Genomic DNA, 17,623 nt, shown 5'->3' on the forward strand with positions numbered 1-17,623 from the left:
AGATGCCGATCCGGAGGCCGGATTACGGGGTTGTCATGCTCATCCAGGTGATCCTCGCGGAAACCACCGAGCAGCTGCTCGACGAGTACCGCGGGGCCTCTTCCGACAGCGATCTGGTGGAGCTGCGCCTGGATCGGATCCGCGACCTGGATCTCGAGTCACTTCTGTCAGTCCGCGGCAAGCCACGCCTGGCCACCTGCCGGAGTCACGCGCAGGGAGGCTTCTTCGGGGGGACCGAAGAGGAGCGCCGCAAGATCCTCGAGGAGGCGGTCCGCCGCGGAGTGGAATACGTGGATCTGGAGTTCGGGAGCCGGGACGTCGACCTGCTTCCACAGACCGGATCGTGCCGCCCCATCCTCTCCTACCACCACCGGCCCGGCGCCCCCCTCGATCTCAAGGAGATCTACCGGAAAATGGCCGGGATCGACGCGAGCGCCATCCTGAAGCTCATTCCCTACGCCGACTCCTGCACCGACAACCTCCGGATTCGGGATCTCTTGCGGGAGTCGCGCTCGGACGGAAGGGATCTGATCGCGTTCTGCATGGGGGAGAAGGGGAAAGTCAGCCGGATTCTTGCGCGCGCCTGGGGATCGTGGGCCGTCTACGCCCCCAGCCGCGGCGAGTCACGCACCGCTCCGGGCCAGGTCCTGCTCGCGGAGCTGATCGAGATCTACCGGGTGCGCGAGCTGGAAGCGGCGACTCCGTTGTGCGGCATCGTCGGGTTCCCGGTCTCCGGATCGCTCTCGCCGCGACTCTACAACCTCGCCTTCGCGCGGCTCGGGCTCCCGCACCGCTTTCTTCCCTTCGAGACGGAGACCCTGGCCGAGTTTCTGCCGATTCTCAGCGAGCTGCCCATCGCCGGATTCTCCGTCACCCATCCTCACAAAGAAGCGATCCTGGCGCATTGCGACGATCTCGACCCGCTCGCCCGCCGGGTGGGCGCCGTCAACACGGCGGTCCGGCGCTGGAACCGGCTCGTAGGGTACAACACCGACGTCGAGGGGGCCGTCGCCCCCCTGCGCAGGGTTCTCCCTCTGAAAGGGGCTCGCGTGGGGATTCTCGGGAGCGGGGGAGCGGCCCGCGCCGCCGCCTACGGCCTCATCCGCGCGGGGGCGAGCGTCACGCTCTTCGCCCGGAATGCAGCGCGCGCCCAGGCGCTGGCGCTGGATTTCGGTTGCCGGTGCCAGAGCTGGAGCCGGGCGAGACTGTTCCGCGGGAAGCTCCTGATCAACGCCACTCCGGTGGGGATGAGCCCGGGGCCGGAGGAGAGCGCGGTGTCCTGGGACGCCATACGGACCGATGCCGCCTACGATCTCGTCTACAACCCCTCCTCCACCCGGTTCCTGCAGGAGGCGGAGAAGTCGGGCGCCCGACCCATCAGCGGGATCGAGATGTTTTTGGAGCAGGCCCTCCTGCAATTCGAGCTGCTCAGCGGACGGCCGGCGCCCCGGCCCCTGTTCGAAGAGATCCTGTCGCCGTTCGGCCGGCAGGACGCCCGGCCGCCGTCATGAGCCCGGATGCCGGCGTCTCCCGGTACACGCGCCAGATCCTCCTTCCTTCGATCGGTCCGGGAGGGCAGGAGCGGCTCCGCGCCGCCTGCGTCGCCGTCGTGGGGCTGGGCGCCCTCGGTACCGTGGAAGCGAGCTACCTGGCGCGGGCCGGCGTGGGAACGCTGCGGCTCATCGACCGGGACACGGTCGAGCTTCACAACCTGCAACGTCAGATTCTCTACACGGAGAGCGACGCGCGGGAAGGGCTGCCGAAGGCGGTCGCGGCCCGGAGGCGCCTCGAGGCGGTGAATTCCGAGATTCGCCTGATCGACGTCCCGGAGCATCTCGGGAAAGACAACATCGGCGAGATCCTCTCGGGATGCGCCATAGTTCTGGACGGCACGGACAACCTGGAGACCCGCTTTCTCCTGAACGATTTCTCGGTGCGCGAGGGCGTGCCGTGGATTTATGCGGCCTGCGTCGGAACCGAGGCGCTGGTCAGCCCCATTTTCCCCGGGAGGACTCCGTGCCTCCGGTGTCGCATCGCTCCCGAGTCGTCGGCGCCGGAGCCCACCTGCGACACCGCCGGCATCCTTGGACCGGTGGCGGGAACCGCCGGCTCGGCGGCCGCTTCGCAGGCTCTGCTGGCGCTGGCGGGTGAGCCGGGGTTTCAGGGGGTGCTGCGCATCGACGCCCGGCGGGGAGACTTCCGGGTGGTCCTCCAAGACTCGGAGCCGGATCCCGCGTGTCCCGCCTGCGCCCTGCGCCGCTTCGATTTCCTCGAGGGCGACCTGGCCGCCTCGGCCCACGTCCTGTGCGGCCGGGGGGCGGTCCAGATTCTTCCAGCTGCTCGCAAGACCCGGAGCCTGGAGGAAGCCGCCCGCCGGCTCGCGGAGTTCGGGGAGGTTCACCGCAGTCGTTTTCTGATCCGGGCAACCCTCGAGGGACACTGCCTCTCCCTGTTCCCCGACGGCCGGATCATCGTCGGCGGCACGACCGATCCCTCCCGCGCGCGCGCCTTGGTCGATCGCTATCTCGGCGGGATCTGATCGGCCGAAACCCTTGGTTGACACGGCGCGCGACGCTGCGCTAGCATCGACCGCCGGCCGGCGCCCGGCCGGCAAGGAGCCAGTCAGCCTCATGAAAGCTCTCAAGACGAATCCTCCCGCCTGGCCCGTACGGCTCCTCTCCGCTTTCCGACGACTCCATCGTCCTTGGCGAAGCCGCCACTCCGGCGCCTGATCCTGCGAGCAGGCGCCGACCGCGAGGCGCTGCCGGCGCTTCCGGACGGGACGCCGAATGGCGGAGTGGCGGCATGGACCTCTTCTCTCGGGAAGAGGTTTTTTTATTGGGCACGGCTCTCCCCGTAGAAAGGAGGGAAGCATGAGACAGCGCACCCGTTCGGAGCTTCGGCATGGGCGGCTTCCTGCGAGAGGGCTCGTGGCAGCGGGGTTGGCGTTCGGCCTGGCGTGCGCCACCGCCGACAATCCGCGCGTGGTCTCGCCCTATTCGTCCAAGCTCAGCCCGTTCAATTTCAAGGACGAAGGAAGCCTCGTCCTGCTCGTCGTCGGCACCCAGGCGGCGCAATACAACGTCAAGGAGAAGTACTTCCCGCTGTTCGTCACCCTGGCCAACAAGGGGGCCCCGACGCTGCGGGTCACCCGCGAGAGCTTCTCCTTCGAGGACTCGCTCGGGAAACGCTACAGCCCCCTGCCCCTGGAGATCATCGAGGCGGAGTACCACCGCGGCGGATTCGATCGGAACCTGTTCCGCGAGAATTACCAGTTCATCGGCACGAGCGTGGAGCGCTACACGCCGATCCCGAGCAATTTCTACCCTTCGGTGACCCGCGGCATCGTCCACGACGACATCCAGCTTCCGCGATTCGGCTACATGTCGGACCTTCTGTATTTCCCGGTGCCGGAAGAGGGGATCCTGGGCGGTCCCTTTCATCTTTCTTTCAAGACGCCCGAGCTCCAAGAGGCCGTCGTCGTGACCTTCGTCGTGGGAAAGGAGCCGCTTCCTTGATCGGCGGCCCCCCGTTCCGGCCCGGCGAAGAGGAGTTCGGCCGCCTGCGCCAGGGGGGGAACCTGATCCCGGTCTGCCGCGAGATCGCGGCCGATCTCCTGACGCCCGTGTCGGCCTCGATGCGGCTCGCCGTCGGGGCGCGCCAGCACTTCCTTTTGGAGTCGGTGGAAGGGGGAGAGAGCCTCGCCCGCTACTCGTTCCTGGGCCGGGACCCGTTCTGCGTGCTCAAGGGATGGGGACGGCGAAGCGTCCTGGAGGAAGGGGGCAGAAGCCGGTCTCTCGCGGAGGACCCTCTCGAGGCGCTCCGGATGCTCTCCCGCCGCTATCGCCCCGTTCCGATCCCCGACCTGCCGCGATTCGCGGGTGGCGGCGTCGGCTACATCTCCTACGATCTGGCGAGGCTGCGGGAGAGGATACCGTTCACTGTCGTGGATGATCTGCAGGTTCCCGACCTGGTTTTCGGCTTCTACGACCTGCTGCTCGCCTTCGACCACCCGCGCCAGAGAATCCAGATCATCTCCCTGGTGCGCACCGAGGACGGGAAGGGGAGCTGGAAAGCGCGCTATCGCGAGGCCTGCCGCCGGATTCTCGCGATCGAGCGCCGGCTCGCCGAGGCCCCCCCGCGCCACCGGCTCTCCCGGCCGCGCGTCGCGCCGCGCCTGCGCCCTACCCGCCCCGATCGCGAGTTCCTGCACGCCGTGGAGCAGGCCCGGCGCGCCATCCGCGCGGGAGAGATCTTCCAGGTCGTCCTTTCCCGGCGCTTCGAGCATCCGGCTCCCGCCTCCCCCTTCTCCGTGTACCGGACGCTCCGCCGGCTGAATCCATCCCCCTACCTCTTCTACCTCGCCTTCCCCGAGGTCACCCTGGCGGGAGCCTCTCCCGAAATGCTGGTGCGGGTCGAGGGAAGCCGCATTCAGACGCGCCCCATCGCCGGCACGCGGCCCCGCGGGAGCGGCGAGGAGGAGGACCGGATCCTGGAGGCGAGCCTGCGCGCCGACGCCAAGGAGCGTTCCGAGCACCTCATGCTGGTCGACCTCGGGCGCAACGATCTGGGGAGGGTCTGCCGGTTCGGCAGCGTGACGGTCAAGCAGTTCATGGAAGTGGAGCGCTACTCGCACGTGATGCATCTCGTCTCCAGCCTGGAAGGGGCGCTCCGGCCGGGCGTCCATCCCGCCGAGGCGCTGATGGCCTGCTTCCCCGCCGGCACCGTGACGGGGGCGCCCAAGCTCCGCGCCATGGAGATCATCGATCGGCTGGAAGGCCTCAAGCGGGGGCCCTACGCCGGCGTCGTCGGCTACGTCGATTTCTCCGGCAATCTCGACACCTGCATCACGCTGCGCACCGCCGTGATGAAGGGGAGGACGGCTTATCTTCAAGCGGGCGCCGGGATCGTGGCCGATTCGACCCCGGCGCGCGAGAATCGGGAGTGCCTGAGCAAGGCGCAGGTGCTTTTCACCGCAGTCCGCGAGGCCGGGAGGATGGTCTGAGAAGAGTCCTGGTCCTCGACAACTACGATTCCTTCACCTACAACCTCGTCCAATACCTCGGAATCCTGGGCGCCGACGTCGAAGTGCTGCGCAACGACGCGCGGGGAGTCGACGAGGTGGCGGCCGCGGGCTACGAGCGCATCGTGATCTCTCCGGGGCCGGGCATTCCCTCGCGCGCCGGGATCACCGTGTCGCTCGTGCAAGCCATGGCGGGAAGAGTGCCGCTTCTCGGCGTCTGCCTCGGTCATCAGGCCATCGGCGAGGCCTTCGGCGGAAGAATCGTCCGGGCTCCGGCGATTTTCCACGGCAAGACCTCCCCGATTCACCACGACGGGCGGACCTTGTTCCGCGGCTTGCCGAACCCGTTTTCGGCCACGCGCTATCATTCCCTGGTGATCAGCCCCGAGAGCCTTCCGGGATGCCTGGCGATCAGCGCGCGCACCCCGGAAGGCGTGATCATGGGAGTCCGGCACCGCGAATTCCCCGTTGAGGGCGTTCAATTCCACCCCGAATCGATCCTCACCCGGGAGGGGATGAGCCTCCTGTCCAATTTCCTCGAGGGAAATCCGTGAGCCGGATCGAGGCGGCGCTCGGCAAGCTTCTGGAGAGAACCGATCTCGACGCGGGGGAGGCGCGCGCCTGCTGCGAGGAGATCATGGCGGGAGCCGCCAGCGAGGCGCTCCTGGGCGGCTTCCTCATCGCGCTGCGTATGAAAGGGGAGACGCCGGAGGAGATCGCCGCGTTCGCCGCCGCGATGCGGCAGGGAGCGCGCGGCGTGCCGACCCGGCAGACGGAAATCGTGGATACCTGCGGAACCGGAGGGGATGGAGCCGGGAGCTTCAACATCTCGACCGCGGCCGCCCTGGTCGCGGCCGGCGCCGGGGCGGTCGTGGCGAAGCACGGAAACCGGGCGGTCTCCGGGCGCTGCGGCAGCGCCGATCTCCTGGCGCAGCTCGGGGTCGGCATCGAATGCGACGACGCTACGGTAGGGCGCTGCCTCGATGAGGCCGGGCTGGGCTTCCTGTTCGCCCCCGCGTTCCACCCGGCCATGCGTCAGGCGGCCGGGGTCCGCAAGGCGCTCGGCGTGCGAACCGTCTTCAATCTCCTCGGACCCTTGATCCATCCCGCCCGCGCCCCCTATCAGGTGGTGGGCGTCTACGAGTCGCGATGGCTCGAACCGGTCGCCCGGGCCCTCGCTCTGCTGGGGACGCGGAGAGCGCTCGTCGTGCACGGGTTCGACGGGATGGACGAGATCACCACGACGGCGGCCACGCACGTCGCCGAGCTCGACCGCGGGGCGATCCGCACCAGCGTGCTCGACGCGCGCGAGCTCGGCATCGCGCGCGCCGCGCCGGCCGATCTCGCCGGCGGGGATCCCGCCCGGAACGCCGCGATCGTCTCCGCTGTCCTCGCCGGAGAGAGCGGCCCCCGGAGAGACATCGTCGTGGTCAACGCCGCGGCGGCGCTGCTCGTTTCCGGGGTCGCCGCGTCGTTTCCGGAGGGGCTGGCGCTCGCGGCGCGCTCTCTCGACTCCGGGGCGGCCCTCGCCAAGCTGAACGCCCTCAGACGGTTGACCGCGCCGGCGGCGGCAGGATGATATGGGAGACTTCCTCGAAGAGGTGCGGGCGCTTAAGCGGAGCGAGATCGACGCCCTCGGGAGAGCCGCCGCGCGACGCCGCCGGGAAGGCCGCCTCGCGGCGGCTTCCCCGCCTCGGGATTTTCGGGCGGCTCTCTCCGGCGGATCGGGACATCGGATCATCGCGGAGATTAAGAAAGCCTCTCCGAGCCGCGGGGTCCTGCGGCGCGAGTTCGAGCCCGCGCGGCTCGCTCTCCACTACCGTGAAGGAGGAGCGGCGGCGCTTTCGGTCCTCACCGACGAGTGCTATTTTCAGGGGAGTCCTGCGCACCTGGAAGAGGCGCGCCGCGCCGCGGACCTGCCGGCCCTCCGCAAGGACTTCCTCATCGACTCCGTGCAGGTGGAGGAGAGCCGGGCGATGGGCGCCGACGCGGTGCTGCTGATCGTTCGTCTCCTCTCCTCCCGCCAGCTGTCGCGCCTGATGCGCGAGACCGTGGCGCTCGGGATGGCTCCTTTGGTCGAGGTTCACGCCGAAAGCGAGCTGGCGATCGCGCTGGACTCCGGAGCCGATCTGATCGGCGTGAACAGCCGCGATCTGGGAAGCTTCCAGGTCGACCCCGAGGTTTGCCTGCGGCTCGCGAAGCGCATCCCCGGGGACGTGCTGGCGATCGCCGAAAGCGGCATCCGGGAGCGCAGCGACCTCGATCGGCTGGCCCATTCCGGGTACCGCGCCTTTCTGGTCGGAGAGCGCCTCATGACCGCTCCGGATCCGACGGCTCTTCTCAAGGAGTGGACGCGATGAGAGTCCGAATCAAGTTCTGCGGGATGACCCGGCGCGAGGATCTGCTCGCCGCCTCGGACCTGGGGGCGGACTCGGTGGGCCTGGTGTTCGTGCCCGGAACCCCTCGCTTTCTCGATCTGGCGCGGGCGCGGGAGCTGCTGCGCGGGTGCCCTCCGCTGATCTCCCGCGTCGGCGTGTTCGCGGACGAAGATCCGATGCGGGTCAGACGGATCCGGGACGAGCTGGGGCTCTCGGCCGTTCAGCTGCACGGCTCGGAGAGTCCGGGGCTTTGCGCCACCGTCGGAGGACCCCTCATCAAAGTCTTCCGGGTCTCGGAGGGATGGGACAGCCGGGCGCTGGATCGTTACGATTGCGAGGCCTGTCTTCTCGAAGCGGCTCCGTCCGGCGCCGGCGGCAAGGCTCCCTTCGACTGGGAGAGGTTCCGCGGGGGATTTCCGGGGCGGCGGGTCATCCTGGCCGGAGGCCTGACGCCGCAGAACGTGGCGAATGCAGTGCGGGTCGTCCGTCCCTACGGCGTCGATGTCAGCCGCGGCATCGAATCGGCTCCCGGCGTGAAGGATCCCTCTCTGATGGAGGGCTTTCTGCAAGCGGTGCGGGAGGCGGAGCGATGAGGACGGGTCCCGACGACCGCGGCCGTTATGGAGCCTACGGAGGGCGCTTCGTCCCCGAAACGCTGATGGCCCCTCTTCAGGAGCTTGAGGAAGCTCACGCCTCCTGCCGCCGCGATCCCGCGTTTCAGGCCGAGCTGAACGCCACCCTCCGGGACTTCGTGGGGCGCCCCACGCCCCTGACGCACGCCGCCCGCCTGGAGGAGCAGCTGGGCCGGATCCGGATTCACCTGAAACGCGAGGACCTCGCCCACACCGGCGCCCACAAAATCAACAACACCGTGGGACAAGGCCTTCTGGCGCGCTGGATGGGGAAGCGGCGCGTCATTGCCGAGACCGGCGCGGGACAGCACGGGGTGGCGACCGCCACCGTGGCGGCCCGGCTCGGCATGGATTGCGCCGTGTACATGGGGGAAGACGACATGGCGCGCCAGGCTCCCAACGTGCTTCGCATGCGTCTTCTGGGAGCCGAGGTCGTCCCCGTCTCCAGCGGGACCCGGACGCTCAAGGACGCCATCAACGAGGCGATGCGCGACTGGGTCACGAACTGCCGGACCACCCATTACGTCCTCGGATCCGCGCTGGGAGCCCACCCCTATCCCGCGATCGTGCGTGACTTCCAGTCGGTCATCGGCAGGGAGGCGCGGGCCCAGTACCTCGCCGCCGTCGGGTCTCTTCCCGATCTCCTCGTGGCCTGCGTCGGCGGCGGCAGCAACAGCCTCGGGCTGTTTCATCCCTTTCTCGACGACGCCGGGGTGGAGATGGTGGGCGTGGAGGCGGGAGGGCTCGGGATCGGAAGCGGGCGCCATGCCGCCCGGTTCTCGGGAGGCTCCCCGGGCGTCCTCCATGGAACCTTCACCTACGTCCTGCAGGACGGCGATGGAAACATCCGCGGGACGCATTCGATCTCCGCGGGCCTCGATTACCCGGCGGTCGGGCCCGAGCATGCTTTCCTCCGGGAGCAGGGAAGGGTCCGGTACGAGATCGCCACCGATGCGGAGGCGCTCGGCGCCTTCCATCTTCTCGCCCGCACCGAAGGAATTCTCGCGGCCCTCGAGCCGGCCCACGCGCTGGGATGGCTGAGGCGCGCCGCCCCCGGGCTGCGCGAAGGGAGCCGGGTGCTGGTGAATCTCTCGGGCCGCGGCGACAAGGACGTCGACCAGGTGCTGGCGCAGGAGGAGGCTTGAGGAGGATTGAGGAGGCGTTCGCGGGCGCGCGGCGCCACCGCCGGGCCGCGTTCATTCCGTATCTGACCGCCGGAGACCCCTCCGCGAAGGTCACTCTGGACCTGGTTCTCGCCCTGGAGCGAGCCGGCGCGGACCTCGTCGAGCTGGGCGTCCCTTTCTCCGATCCGCTGGCGGACGGTGAAGTCAACCAGCGCGCCGCGGCGCGGGCCCTCGCGGGAGGGACCACGCTGGCCGGCGTTCTCGAGATCGTCCGGCGGATCCGCGACAGATCTTCCATCCCCCTGATCCTCTTCACCTACGTGAATCCGCTCCTTAGGATGGGAATGGAGCCCTTCGCGCGCGCCGCCGCCGGAGCGGGGGTGGACGGAGTCCTGGCGACCGACCTGCCGGTCGAAGAATCGCACGACTACCGAAAGTTCCTGCTCTCCTGCGGGATCGCTCCGATATTCCTGGTCGCGCCGACGACCGCCCCGGCGCGTCTTCCGGCGATCGCCGCGGCCTGCCGCGGTTTCGTGTACTACGTGGCACGCACCGGTGTGACCGGCGAGCGGCAGGGGTTGCCTCCCGAGCTGCGCGAGGGGGTGGAGCGGCTGCGGGAAACGACGTCTCTGCCGATCGCGGTCGGTTTCGGCGTTTCCACGAAAAGCCAGGTGGAGGAAATCGCCGCCTTCGCCGACGGGTTCGTGGTCGGCAGCGCCCTGGTGAAGGCGGTGGAGGACGCCGGAGCGCGCTCGGACCTCGCGGAGGCCCTGAGCCGCCGGGTCCGGGAAATCCTGCCGGAGGGCTACGGCCGGTCCGGCTGAGGCCTGGGCCCGTCGGCGCGGCGCTGTTATACTGAATTGTTCGTCAGTCCTCGATTCGGAGGGTCGAAGCATGCAGCGCCGACTGGCCGTCGCCTTGATCGTTCTTTTCGTCCTCGCTTCCCCGAGCCGACCTTCGCGGGCCGCCGCGCCCGCCCCCGAAGATCTCAGCCTTTCCCTTCGCCGACCGGCCATTCAGCAGTTGATCGCCTCGGCGACCCCCTACCAAGTCGACCTCGGCACCACCCTTCTCAGGGAAAGCTTGACGTTCACCGACCCCCGGGAGCTGAGCTTTCAGAACGGCAAGATCCGCTTCGCGATACGCTGCCAGGGATCGCCTTTCCCCGTCGATCAGGTGATCCGGCCGGTCCTTGCCCTGCGGAGCGTGGCGGGCGGCGGCTATCAGGTCGTGGTCGAAAGCCTTCCCTTGAACATCCCCGGTTACGGCACGATCGATCTCCGCGACGTCGTGAAGCCCGTGGACATCCAGTCCCTTCTCCAGCAGACGGTGCTTCTCCAGGGGAGGCCGGCCCAGCTCGACGTCCGGGTCCGGCGCATCGCCATTCAGCCCGAACAGATCGAAGTCGGCGCGTCGCTCAGCCTGAGGCCGGCCGCGAAGCGCTGACCTCCCGGCGAGACTCTCCCGTCTCGGCGCCCCGCCCCCGCGTCCGCCCCCTCGCGAGCGAAGCCCCGGGCGGCGCCATGCTCACTTCGTTAAAATCGAGGAAAGAGGAGGCGCGGCTCAGCGCGCCGCGGGGGCCAGGCTGGCCGGAGCCTGGAGGACCTGCCGGAACCAGACTTTCAGCGTCAGGAGAATCCAGAGCGGCAGGCCCCGGTCGGCGCGGCCATGATAGAAGCCATGCATCATCCTCTCGACCGCTTGCCGATCGACGTGGTCGTAGAAAGCGTCCCCGCGGGCGGCGAACTGATCGTGAACGTAGTCGCGCAGGTCGCGGCGCAGCCAGTCCCGGATCGGGAGCGCAAAGCCGTGCTTTCGGCGCTCGAGCGTCCGGGCCGGGATTAGATCGGCGAAGGCGGCGCGGAGCAGGACCTTGCCGCGGCCGCGCCGGATCTTGTACGAGCCGGGCAGGGAGAAGAGGAGCTCGACCACCCGGTAATCGAGAAACGGCACGCGCGCTTCCAGGGAAGCCAGCATGCTCATCTTGTCCACCTTCATGAGCAAATCGTCGTGCAGCCAGGTGGAGAGATCCTGGAAGAGGAGGCGATTCACGGGATCGTGCGAGGAGTAGCCCTCCAGCGCCTCCTCCAAGGCGGCCCGCGCGGCGCGGGAGCGCAGCTCGACGGAGCGGCCCAGCAGGCCGGCGACCTCGGCGGGCCCTAGGGCGGCGCGGACGCGCAGATGGCGCTCCGGCTCGGACAGCGCCGCCGCCTCCAGACCGCGGCGGATGCGGGCCGAGCCCGTCTCCGGAAACAGTGACGAGGCCGCCCGGCCGGCCAGCTTTCCCAGCAGCCCGAGCCGCGCCAGAATCCGCTCGAAGCGAAAATGGTCGTATCCCCCGAAGAGCTCGTCGGCCCCTTCCCCCGTGAGCACCACGGTCACCCACCGGCGCGCGAAGCGCGAGATCAGGTAGGTGGGGATGGAGGCCGGGTCGGCCATCGGCTCGTCGAGCGCCCGCACCGCCAGCTCGAGATGGGCGGGGAGGTCCACCGATTCCATCTTCAGCGTCTGGTGGTCGGTGCCGCAATGCCGCGCCACCGCCTCCGCCTCGGGCGATTCGTCGTACCACCCCTCTCCCTGGAACCCGACGGTGAACGTCTTCACTTGCTGGGAGGAGGCGAGCCCCATCAACGCCACCACGATGCTCGAGTCGATCCCGCCGCTCAGGAAGGCGCCCAGCGGCACTTCCGAGAGAAGCCGGAGCCGCACCGAATCGAGGAGAAGCGCCCGGAGCTGCTCGGCCGCCTCGGGGAAGGACGGCACCCGGTCGAGCCGGAAGGAGGGGCGCCAAAAGCGCTCGACGCGGATGCCGGAGGAATCGGCCAGCAGGGCATGGCCGGGCGGGAGCTTCTTGATCGCCTTGAAGATGGTCCGCGGGCCTGGAACGTATTGGCACTCGAGGTAGGCGGCCAGGGCCGCCGAGTCGATTTCGCAGGGCACTTGCCCCGACGCGACCAGAGCCTTGATCTCGGAAGCGAACAGCAGCAGGTCGCCCGCCTGGGCGTAATAGAGAGGCTTGACCCCCAACCGATCACGGGCGAGAAGCAGACGCCTTCGATTCCGATCGTGGACGGCGAACGCCCACATCCCGTTCAGGCGGTTCAACCCCTCGGGACCTTCCTCCTCCATCAGGTGGAGAAGAGTCTCGGTGTCGCTCGCCGTCCGGTAGCGGTGCCCCTTCTGCTCGAGATGGCGGCGCACTTCCGCGTGGTTGTAAATCTCTCCGTTGAAGATGATGTGTCGCGACCCGTCCTCGTTGGCGATCGGCTGATGGCCTCCGCGCCGGTCGATGATGCTGAGCCGGCGGTGTCCGAGCTGGACGCCCGGCTCGAAGAGGTACCCTTCGTCGTCCGGCCCCCGGTGGGCCAGGAGAGAGGTCATTCTCCGCACCACCTCGGGATCCGGGAGGACCGCCCGATCGGACAGCGCCATGACCCCGCAGATTCCACACACGCTCTAAATCTCCCTTCCGGGACGCCACGCGGAAAACGCTGTCGGGCTAAGCTGCGGCGCGCCCTTTGCGCCGGCAGCTTCAGCCAGTCCTTTCGAAAACCGATCTGAACTGGACCACTGGGCAATTATATATGAAGGGAATCGCCGGCCGGGTCATCCTCCCTCGGGAAGGCGCGCCGCCCGGCCCTCCGGAGGTTCCTCGGCCGCCGGCAGATCCAGCAGGACCCGGGTGCCGGCTCCCGGCTCCGAGCGGACTTCCACGCGACCCCCTTGTTCCTCGACGGTCTTCCGGACGATCGACAGGCCGAGCCCGGTGCCCAGCTCCTTGGTGGAGAAATAGGGCTCGAAAAGGCGCGCCAGCGTCGGTGCATCCATCCCGCTTCCCGTGTCGGAGATCAGGATCTTCACGCGCGGCGGCCGATGATTCCCGGCGATTTCCGAGCGCTCCGCGGTGAGCGATAGAGTTCCCCCCGCCGGCATCGCCTCGAGCGCGTTTTGGACGAGATTCAGGAGGGCGCGGCGCGTCAGGCTCCGATCCACGAAGAGATCGGGCGTTCCGGGGACGACGGAGGACTCGAGCCGGATCCCGGCCGGAGGGGCCGCCCGGAGAGGCGCGAGGACCTCCTCCATGATGTCCGAAGTCGGGACCCTCTCCGGGCGCACCTCCGGGATCCGGGCGTAGTCCGAGAACTCCCCGGCGATCGTCCGGAGATTCCGCACCTGCTTCTGGATCGTGTCCAGGCAGTCCTCCAGGATCGAGTCGAAACGGGAATCGCCCGACCGGTGGACCCGGCGGAGGTGGTCGACGGAGAGCTGGATCGGAGTCAGAGGGTTCTTGATCTCGTGCGCGATGCGCCGGGCCATCTCCGCCCAGGCTTCCAGCCGGCTGGAGCGCAGCGTATCGGTCAGGTCCTCGAGCAGGAGAATCCTCCCCGCGGGCGAATCGGGCGATTCCCGAAAGGGGAGGGAGACCACCTGGAGCGTCACTGGCTTGGATCTCCCCTCCATCCGAATCTGCCACGATCGCTCCTTGCCGGGCTGGGACGCCGTCAGAATCTCGCGCAGCGGAGCGAGAGAAGCCTGGCGCTCCAACACGGACGCCAGGAGTTCCCCCTCCAGCCGTTCCTCCGGAAGGCCAAGCAGGAAGCGTGCGGCGGGATTGATCGTGACCACCCGGCCGTCCGGCCGCGTCGAAATCACTCCCGTCGTCGCGTTGAGCAGGATCTTTTCGATGTAATCGGTCCGCTGGCGGAGGTCCTCCCGCTGGCGGCGCAAGGACGCGGCCATGCGATTGAAGGACTCGATCAGCAGCGCCGGCTCGTCGCGTGCGAAGACGCGCACCTCCGCGTCGTAGTCTCCCGACTCGATGCGCCGGGCGGCCTCCGACAGGGCGACGACGGGCTCCGACACCCGGCGCGCCAGGAAGTGGGCGAGCACCGTCAGGAGGAACAGCATCCCGACCGTCACGATCAGGATCGCCTCCTCCACGTCGGCGCGCTTGCGAAGAATCTCCTGTCGTTTCTCGGCCAGGGGCAGCGATAGGATTCCCCGCGAATCCCCGCCCGACGGAAGCGGCGCGGAGATGGTCTGGTACTTCAGGGTGCCGAGCCTCTCCTCGCTCAGCGCCGAGGACTCGCGGCGGAGAATGAGCCTTGTATAGACCCGGGAATTCAGCCGCGTGGGAAGGAGTCCCGAGGCGTAGATTTCCCGGGCGCTCGTGGCGGACAGCCGATCCCCGAGATAAACGTTGATGTCCTGGCGCACGACGCTGCGCAGCCAAAACGCGACGTCGTCGTCCACCTCGGGCTCCTGCGACTCGCTTTCTCCGGCGAGATAGTCGGAGACGATGCGTCGCGCCACGAACAGGGAGGACAGCCCCTCCTCGCGAAGGTTCTCGTTCATTTCACGGACCACGAAGCGGTGGAGGAAAAACGAAAGAAGGAAGAGCGGGACGAGGGAGGCCGCCAAGATCATCGCGACCAGGCGCTTGAAGAATGGACTTTGGCGGCGCGGCGCCCCGCGGGAGGGAGCGGCGACCAGATGGACCAGGACCCAGACGAGGCCCGCGAGCAGGAAGCCGAGAAGGGTCGTGCGGACGAACGCCCCGGCCTCCTCCAGGCCCGAGGGAAGCAGGAACCCCACCGCGAAAATCCTCTCGGCCGTCTTCTTGATCTTCGTGCGATAGGAGCTTTCGCCGACCCGGACTGTTTCCCAGCGCTGTTCCTGCGGCGCCATCGTGGCGGCCGCCCGGGGAAGATCGGGCCCCCCCTCCAGGCTCGAATAGACTCTCTCTCCCGCCGGATCGTAGACCACGACGAGAGGCTCGGACCCGAGCAGCTCCGGGTTGGTTTCCTGCGTGCCCGGCCTTGGAAAGAGCTGCACGTAGAGGTTGTCCGCCCTGAGGAAAGGCAGGTTCTCGTACTCGTCGAGGAGGTGAACCTGGAAGCGCAGGGTGGCGCCCGCGGCAGTCATGCGGGAGGCTTCTCCGACCAGGACCTTCTTCCGGGAAACGCCCAGGGGCGCCACGATCCTGCGGATGCTTCCCTCCTCGCCCGAGGGCGGGAAGCGCGCTTCCATCTTGGCCGGGAGGTTCAAGCCGAACCGGCCGACGAGCGACCCTTCCCCGGAGTAGATGCGCAGCGAGGAGCTCAGACCGATCTCATCGAGGCGCGTCGCCGCCCAGACGAGATAGGCGAGACCCTCCCCCGAGCCGGCCGCGTGGCGCGCGACAATCTCGCCGATTTCGGGAGAGGAGTGAATCCGGTCCAGGACTCCTTTGAGGAGGTCCCGACGCTGCACCTGGTGGCGCTCCACCCGGTCGAGCAGCTTGCTGGAGAAGAACTCTTCCCGCTGGCGGATCGCCGACCGGCCGACGAGCGGCAGGTAGAGGAGCGTGGACAGAGCCACGAACAGATAGAAACGGGCCGCCGCCGGAAGTCCCGACGGGGCGGAGCGCGGGGCCGACCGAAAGAGCCGCAACGCGATCGCGGCGAGCGCGAGCCAGGAGGCGGCGAACAGGAAGAGTCCCCCCTGGACCAGGAGCCGGGCCCAATCGGGTGGCGAGAACTCCATCCTCAGAAGCTCGAAGCTGGCGTCCCGGGGCGCCTCATCCGAGAGCTTGACGAGGAACGCGCCGAGCAGCGCCAGAACCGGCAGGTGAATCCATGCCGAGAGCCGACGCGTGGAGGAGCCGCGGGCGCATTCGGAGGCCCAGCGATTCCATGCGCCGACATGGATTCCCAGGAACAGGGCGGTCAGGAAGAGGTCCGCCGGCGACATGAGAAGGTCCCAGGCGAGCCAGCAGGCGAACTTTCCGGGGTCGAAGAACGGAAAGCCCCGCAACAGATCGTGAAAGGCGAGAAGCAGAAGTCTTCCGCTCCACAGGAGCAGCGTGAACAAGAGGAAGGAGAGGGCGGGGCGGCGGCCTCGGAAGGAACGATGCAGGAGCCTCGACGAGGCGACCCCGATCGCCAGCAGCGCGAGGATCAGCCCCGCCAGCTGGCAACCGTCAAGCAGTTTCTCGCGAACGGCGTCCACCCGGGAGTCCTGGATTCGGACCACCGCCAGCTCGGGGCCTCCGGGCTGGCGCAGAGAGATGGAGGCGACTGCGGGACCCCCGGCCGGCTCGTCCCAGCGGACGGCTTCGGACTGCCGGGCGGCCCCCGCCGCGAAGGCGGGCTCATCCTCGCGAATCGGCCTCAGGAAGACCCGCTCCTCGCCGGCGATCTTCGCGAGAGTCGGAAGCGGCAGGTAGGGCTGCTTTTCGAGAGGGGACTGGAGGAGATACTCCCCCTGAAGGGTGTATCCTTCGCCGAGTGGAGCGGTCGCCACCAGAAAGACGGCCGCGCCGCTTTGAATCACCCGATAGTCCTTCTGCCCCGAAGCGTCCCGGGCGCCGAGCGCGACGGAAGAGCGGCCCGCCCAGGAATCGAGCTCCCCCGAACGCCACAGAGTCCATCCATAGCGGTCGCGCGTTTCCCCGTACGACGTCACGCGCCGCTCGAGGTCGCGGAAGCGCTCGAGACGGCTCGCCGCCGGGACCCCGGAACGCCAGGAAGAAGGAATTTCGAGGAGCCCGGCGAGGAATCGGTCGAATTCCTGGCGGATTCCCCGGATCGGCGCGACGAGACGAGCCTTCCCCCTTTGGACCCAGACGGAACGCAGCTGATGCTCGGACACGTGGAAGGTCAGGGCGATCGCGGCGAGCGCGACGGAGAGGGCCAGAGCGACGGCCGTCAGGAAGCGCAGCGGCGGAGGGCCTTGGGGCTCTCGGAAGGAAACCATGGCCACGAGGGAGATGAGTAGCAGAAAGGCGCCCTGGTGCCAGGCTGAGAGAAGCGCGAGATCGCCGCGCAGATCCAAGATCTGAATCACCAGGGCGAGAATCATCGCCCCCAGAAAGACCGCGGCGGTCCACCCGTTTTTCAGTCCGGAGCGAGGTTCGGCTACAGGAGCTCCCGGATTTCCTGAAGACACCAGGCGTTCTCCCGGAGGACAAGGGTGAAGGCAATCTCCGCGGTGAAGTCCCGCGAGCCGCCGACCCGGTAGACCCAGCGCGCGACGGCCGTGAGGTTCTGCGAGCGCGGCGGAACGTCGGCACCCTTGAGGAAGTTGAACCTGATCGTCCTGCGTCCCTTGAAATGATCACGGAAGAGAAAATAGACCTGATCCCCGCTGTAATAACCGGGCTCGATCCCGAGGGCCGGAAAGGAGGCATGGATCTTCCCGTCCCCATGCAGCAGGCTTCGCAGGAGGTTTGGGCTGCCGGCCCGGAAGGCGCGAGCGAGCACGTCCAGCGGCGCGGAGAGCGAGGGTCTCTCTTCTTCGGAGTCCGTTCCATCGGCTCGCGTCGGAGTCAGATATCCCGAAAGAAGGATTAGTCCCAGCCAGAGACCAATCCAAGCGGCCGAGGAGGGGGAGCGCTGCGGTTTGCGTCGTTGCCGGTTCAATGAGGCTCCAAGTATTTTAGTTCATTGAAGTTATGCTAAACTCTGCGGCCTTGATCGTCAAGGA

At 68.2% G+C, this 17,623-nt stretch carries 14 protein-coding genes; 11 read left to right on the top strand and 3 right to left on the bottom strand.

Annotation, left to right across the window (positions count from 1 at the left end; all coding sequences use genetic code 11):
- Positions 1-35: 35 nt before the first annotated feature.
- From VGR67_01600 to VGR67_01650, 11 genes are all read left to right on the top strand, one after another.
- The gene (locus VGR67_01600) at positions 36-1,511 is read left to right on the top strand and encodes a type I 3-dehydroquinate dehydratase (GenBank protein ID HEV8335098.1); all 1,476 of its coding nucleotides are present in this window, start codon (positions 36-38) and stop codon (positions 1,509-1,511) included.
- The gene (locus tag VGR67_01605) at positions 1,508-2,539 is read left to right on the top strand and encodes a ThiF family adenylyltransferase (protein ID HEV8335099.1); all 1,032 of its coding nucleotides are present in this window, start codon (positions 1,508-1,510) and stop codon (positions 2,537-2,539) included. Before VGR67_01600 ends, VGR67_01605 begins: the two co-directional genes overlap by 4 nt.
- A 334-nt stretch (positions 2,540-2,873) precedes the next feature.
- On the top strand, positions 2,874-3,518 hold the full coding sequence (locus VGR67_01610) for a hypothetical protein (protein HEV8335100.1): 645 nt from the start codon (positions 2,874-2,876) through the stop codon (positions 3,516-3,518).
- Positions 3,515-5,005 (top strand): anthranilate synthase component I, encoded by a 1,491-nt coding sequence (gene trpE / locus VGR67_01615; GenBank protein HEV8335101.1) that lies wholly within the window; start codon positions 3,515-3,517, stop codon positions 5,003-5,005. The genes VGR67_01610 and trpE overlap by 4 nt, the downstream gene beginning before the upstream one ends.
- On the top strand, positions 5,002-5,577 hold the full coding sequence (locus tag VGR67_01620) for an aminodeoxychorismate/anthranilate synthase component II (GenBank protein ID HEV8335102.1): 576 nt from the start codon (positions 5,002-5,004) through the stop codon (positions 5,575-5,577). Before trpE ends, VGR67_01620 begins: the two co-directional genes overlap by 4 nt.
- A complete protein-coding gene (gene trpD / locus VGR67_01625) occupies positions 5,574-6,602 on the top strand; it encodes an anthranilate phosphoribosyltransferase (protein ID HEV8335103.1) in 1,029 nt (342 codons plus the stop codon). Before VGR67_01620 ends, trpD begins: the two co-directional genes overlap by 4 nt.
- 1 nt (position 6,603) lies before the next feature.
- Positions 6,604-7,383 (top strand): indole-3-glycerol phosphate synthase TrpC, encoded by a 780-nt coding sequence (trpC, locus tag VGR67_01630; GenBank protein HEV8335104.1) that lies wholly within the window; start codon positions 6,604-6,606, stop codon positions 7,381-7,383.
- A complete protein-coding gene (locus VGR67_01635; GenBank protein HEV8335105.1) occupies positions 7,380-7,994 on the top strand; it encodes a phosphoribosylanthranilate isomerase in 615 nt (204 codons plus the stop codon). Before trpC ends, VGR67_01635 begins: the two co-directional genes overlap by 4 nt.
- Positions 7,991-9,178: a tryptophan synthase subunit beta gene (gene trpB, locus VGR67_01640; GenBank protein HEV8335106.1), complete on the top strand. Its 1,188-nt coding sequence runs from the start codon at positions 7,991-7,993 to the stop codon at positions 9,176-9,178. Before VGR67_01635 ends, trpB begins: the two co-directional genes overlap by 4 nt.
- Complete coding sequence (gene trpA, locus VGR67_01645; protein ID HEV8335107.1) at positions 9,175-9,981, top strand: tryptophan synthase subunit alpha; 807 nt, start codon at positions 9,175-9,177, stop codon at positions 9,979-9,981. The genes trpB and trpA overlap by 4 nt, the downstream gene beginning before the upstream one ends.
- A 70-nt stretch (positions 9,982-10,051) precedes the next feature.
- The gene (locus tag VGR67_01650) at positions 10,052-10,603 is read left to right on the top strand and encodes a hypothetical protein (GenBank protein HEV8335108.1); all 552 of its coding nucleotides are present in this window, start codon (positions 10,052-10,054) and stop codon (positions 10,601-10,603) included.
- A 117-nt stretch (positions 10,604-10,720) separates the two neighbouring features.
- Here the strand turns inward: VGR67_01650 and asnB are convergent, their stop codons facing one another.
- The 3 genes from asnB to VGR67_01665 all read right to left on the bottom strand — a co-directional run bounded on the left by asnB (position 10,721) and on the right by VGR67_01665 (position 17,559).
- Positions 10,721-12,610: an asparagine synthase (glutamine-hydrolyzing) gene (gene asnB, locus VGR67_01655; protein HEV8335109.1), complete on the bottom strand. Its 1,890-nt coding sequence runs from the start codon at positions 12,608-12,610 to the stop codon at positions 10,721-10,723.
- A gap of 153 nt (positions 12,611-12,763) precedes the next feature.
- Positions 12,764-16,999 carry an ATP-binding protein gene (locus tag VGR67_01660; GenBank protein HEV8335110.1) on the bottom strand — a complete coding sequence of 1,412 codons (4,236 nt, stop codon included), beginning with the start codon at positions 16,997-16,999 and terminating at the stop codon, positions 12,764-12,766.
- A gap of 56 nt (positions 17,000-17,055) precedes the next feature.
- Entirely contained in the window at positions 17,056-17,559 is a 504-nt protein-coding gene (locus tag VGR67_01665; GenBank protein ID HEV8335111.1) for a hypothetical protein, read from the bottom strand.
- Between the last annotated feature and the right edge of the window lie 64 nt (positions 17,560-17,623).

It is taken from the genome of Candidatus Polarisedimenticolia bacterium, from assembly GCA_036004685.1.
Lineage (GTDB): Bacteria > Acidobacteriota > Polarisedimenticolia > Gp22-AA2 > AA152 > DASYRE01.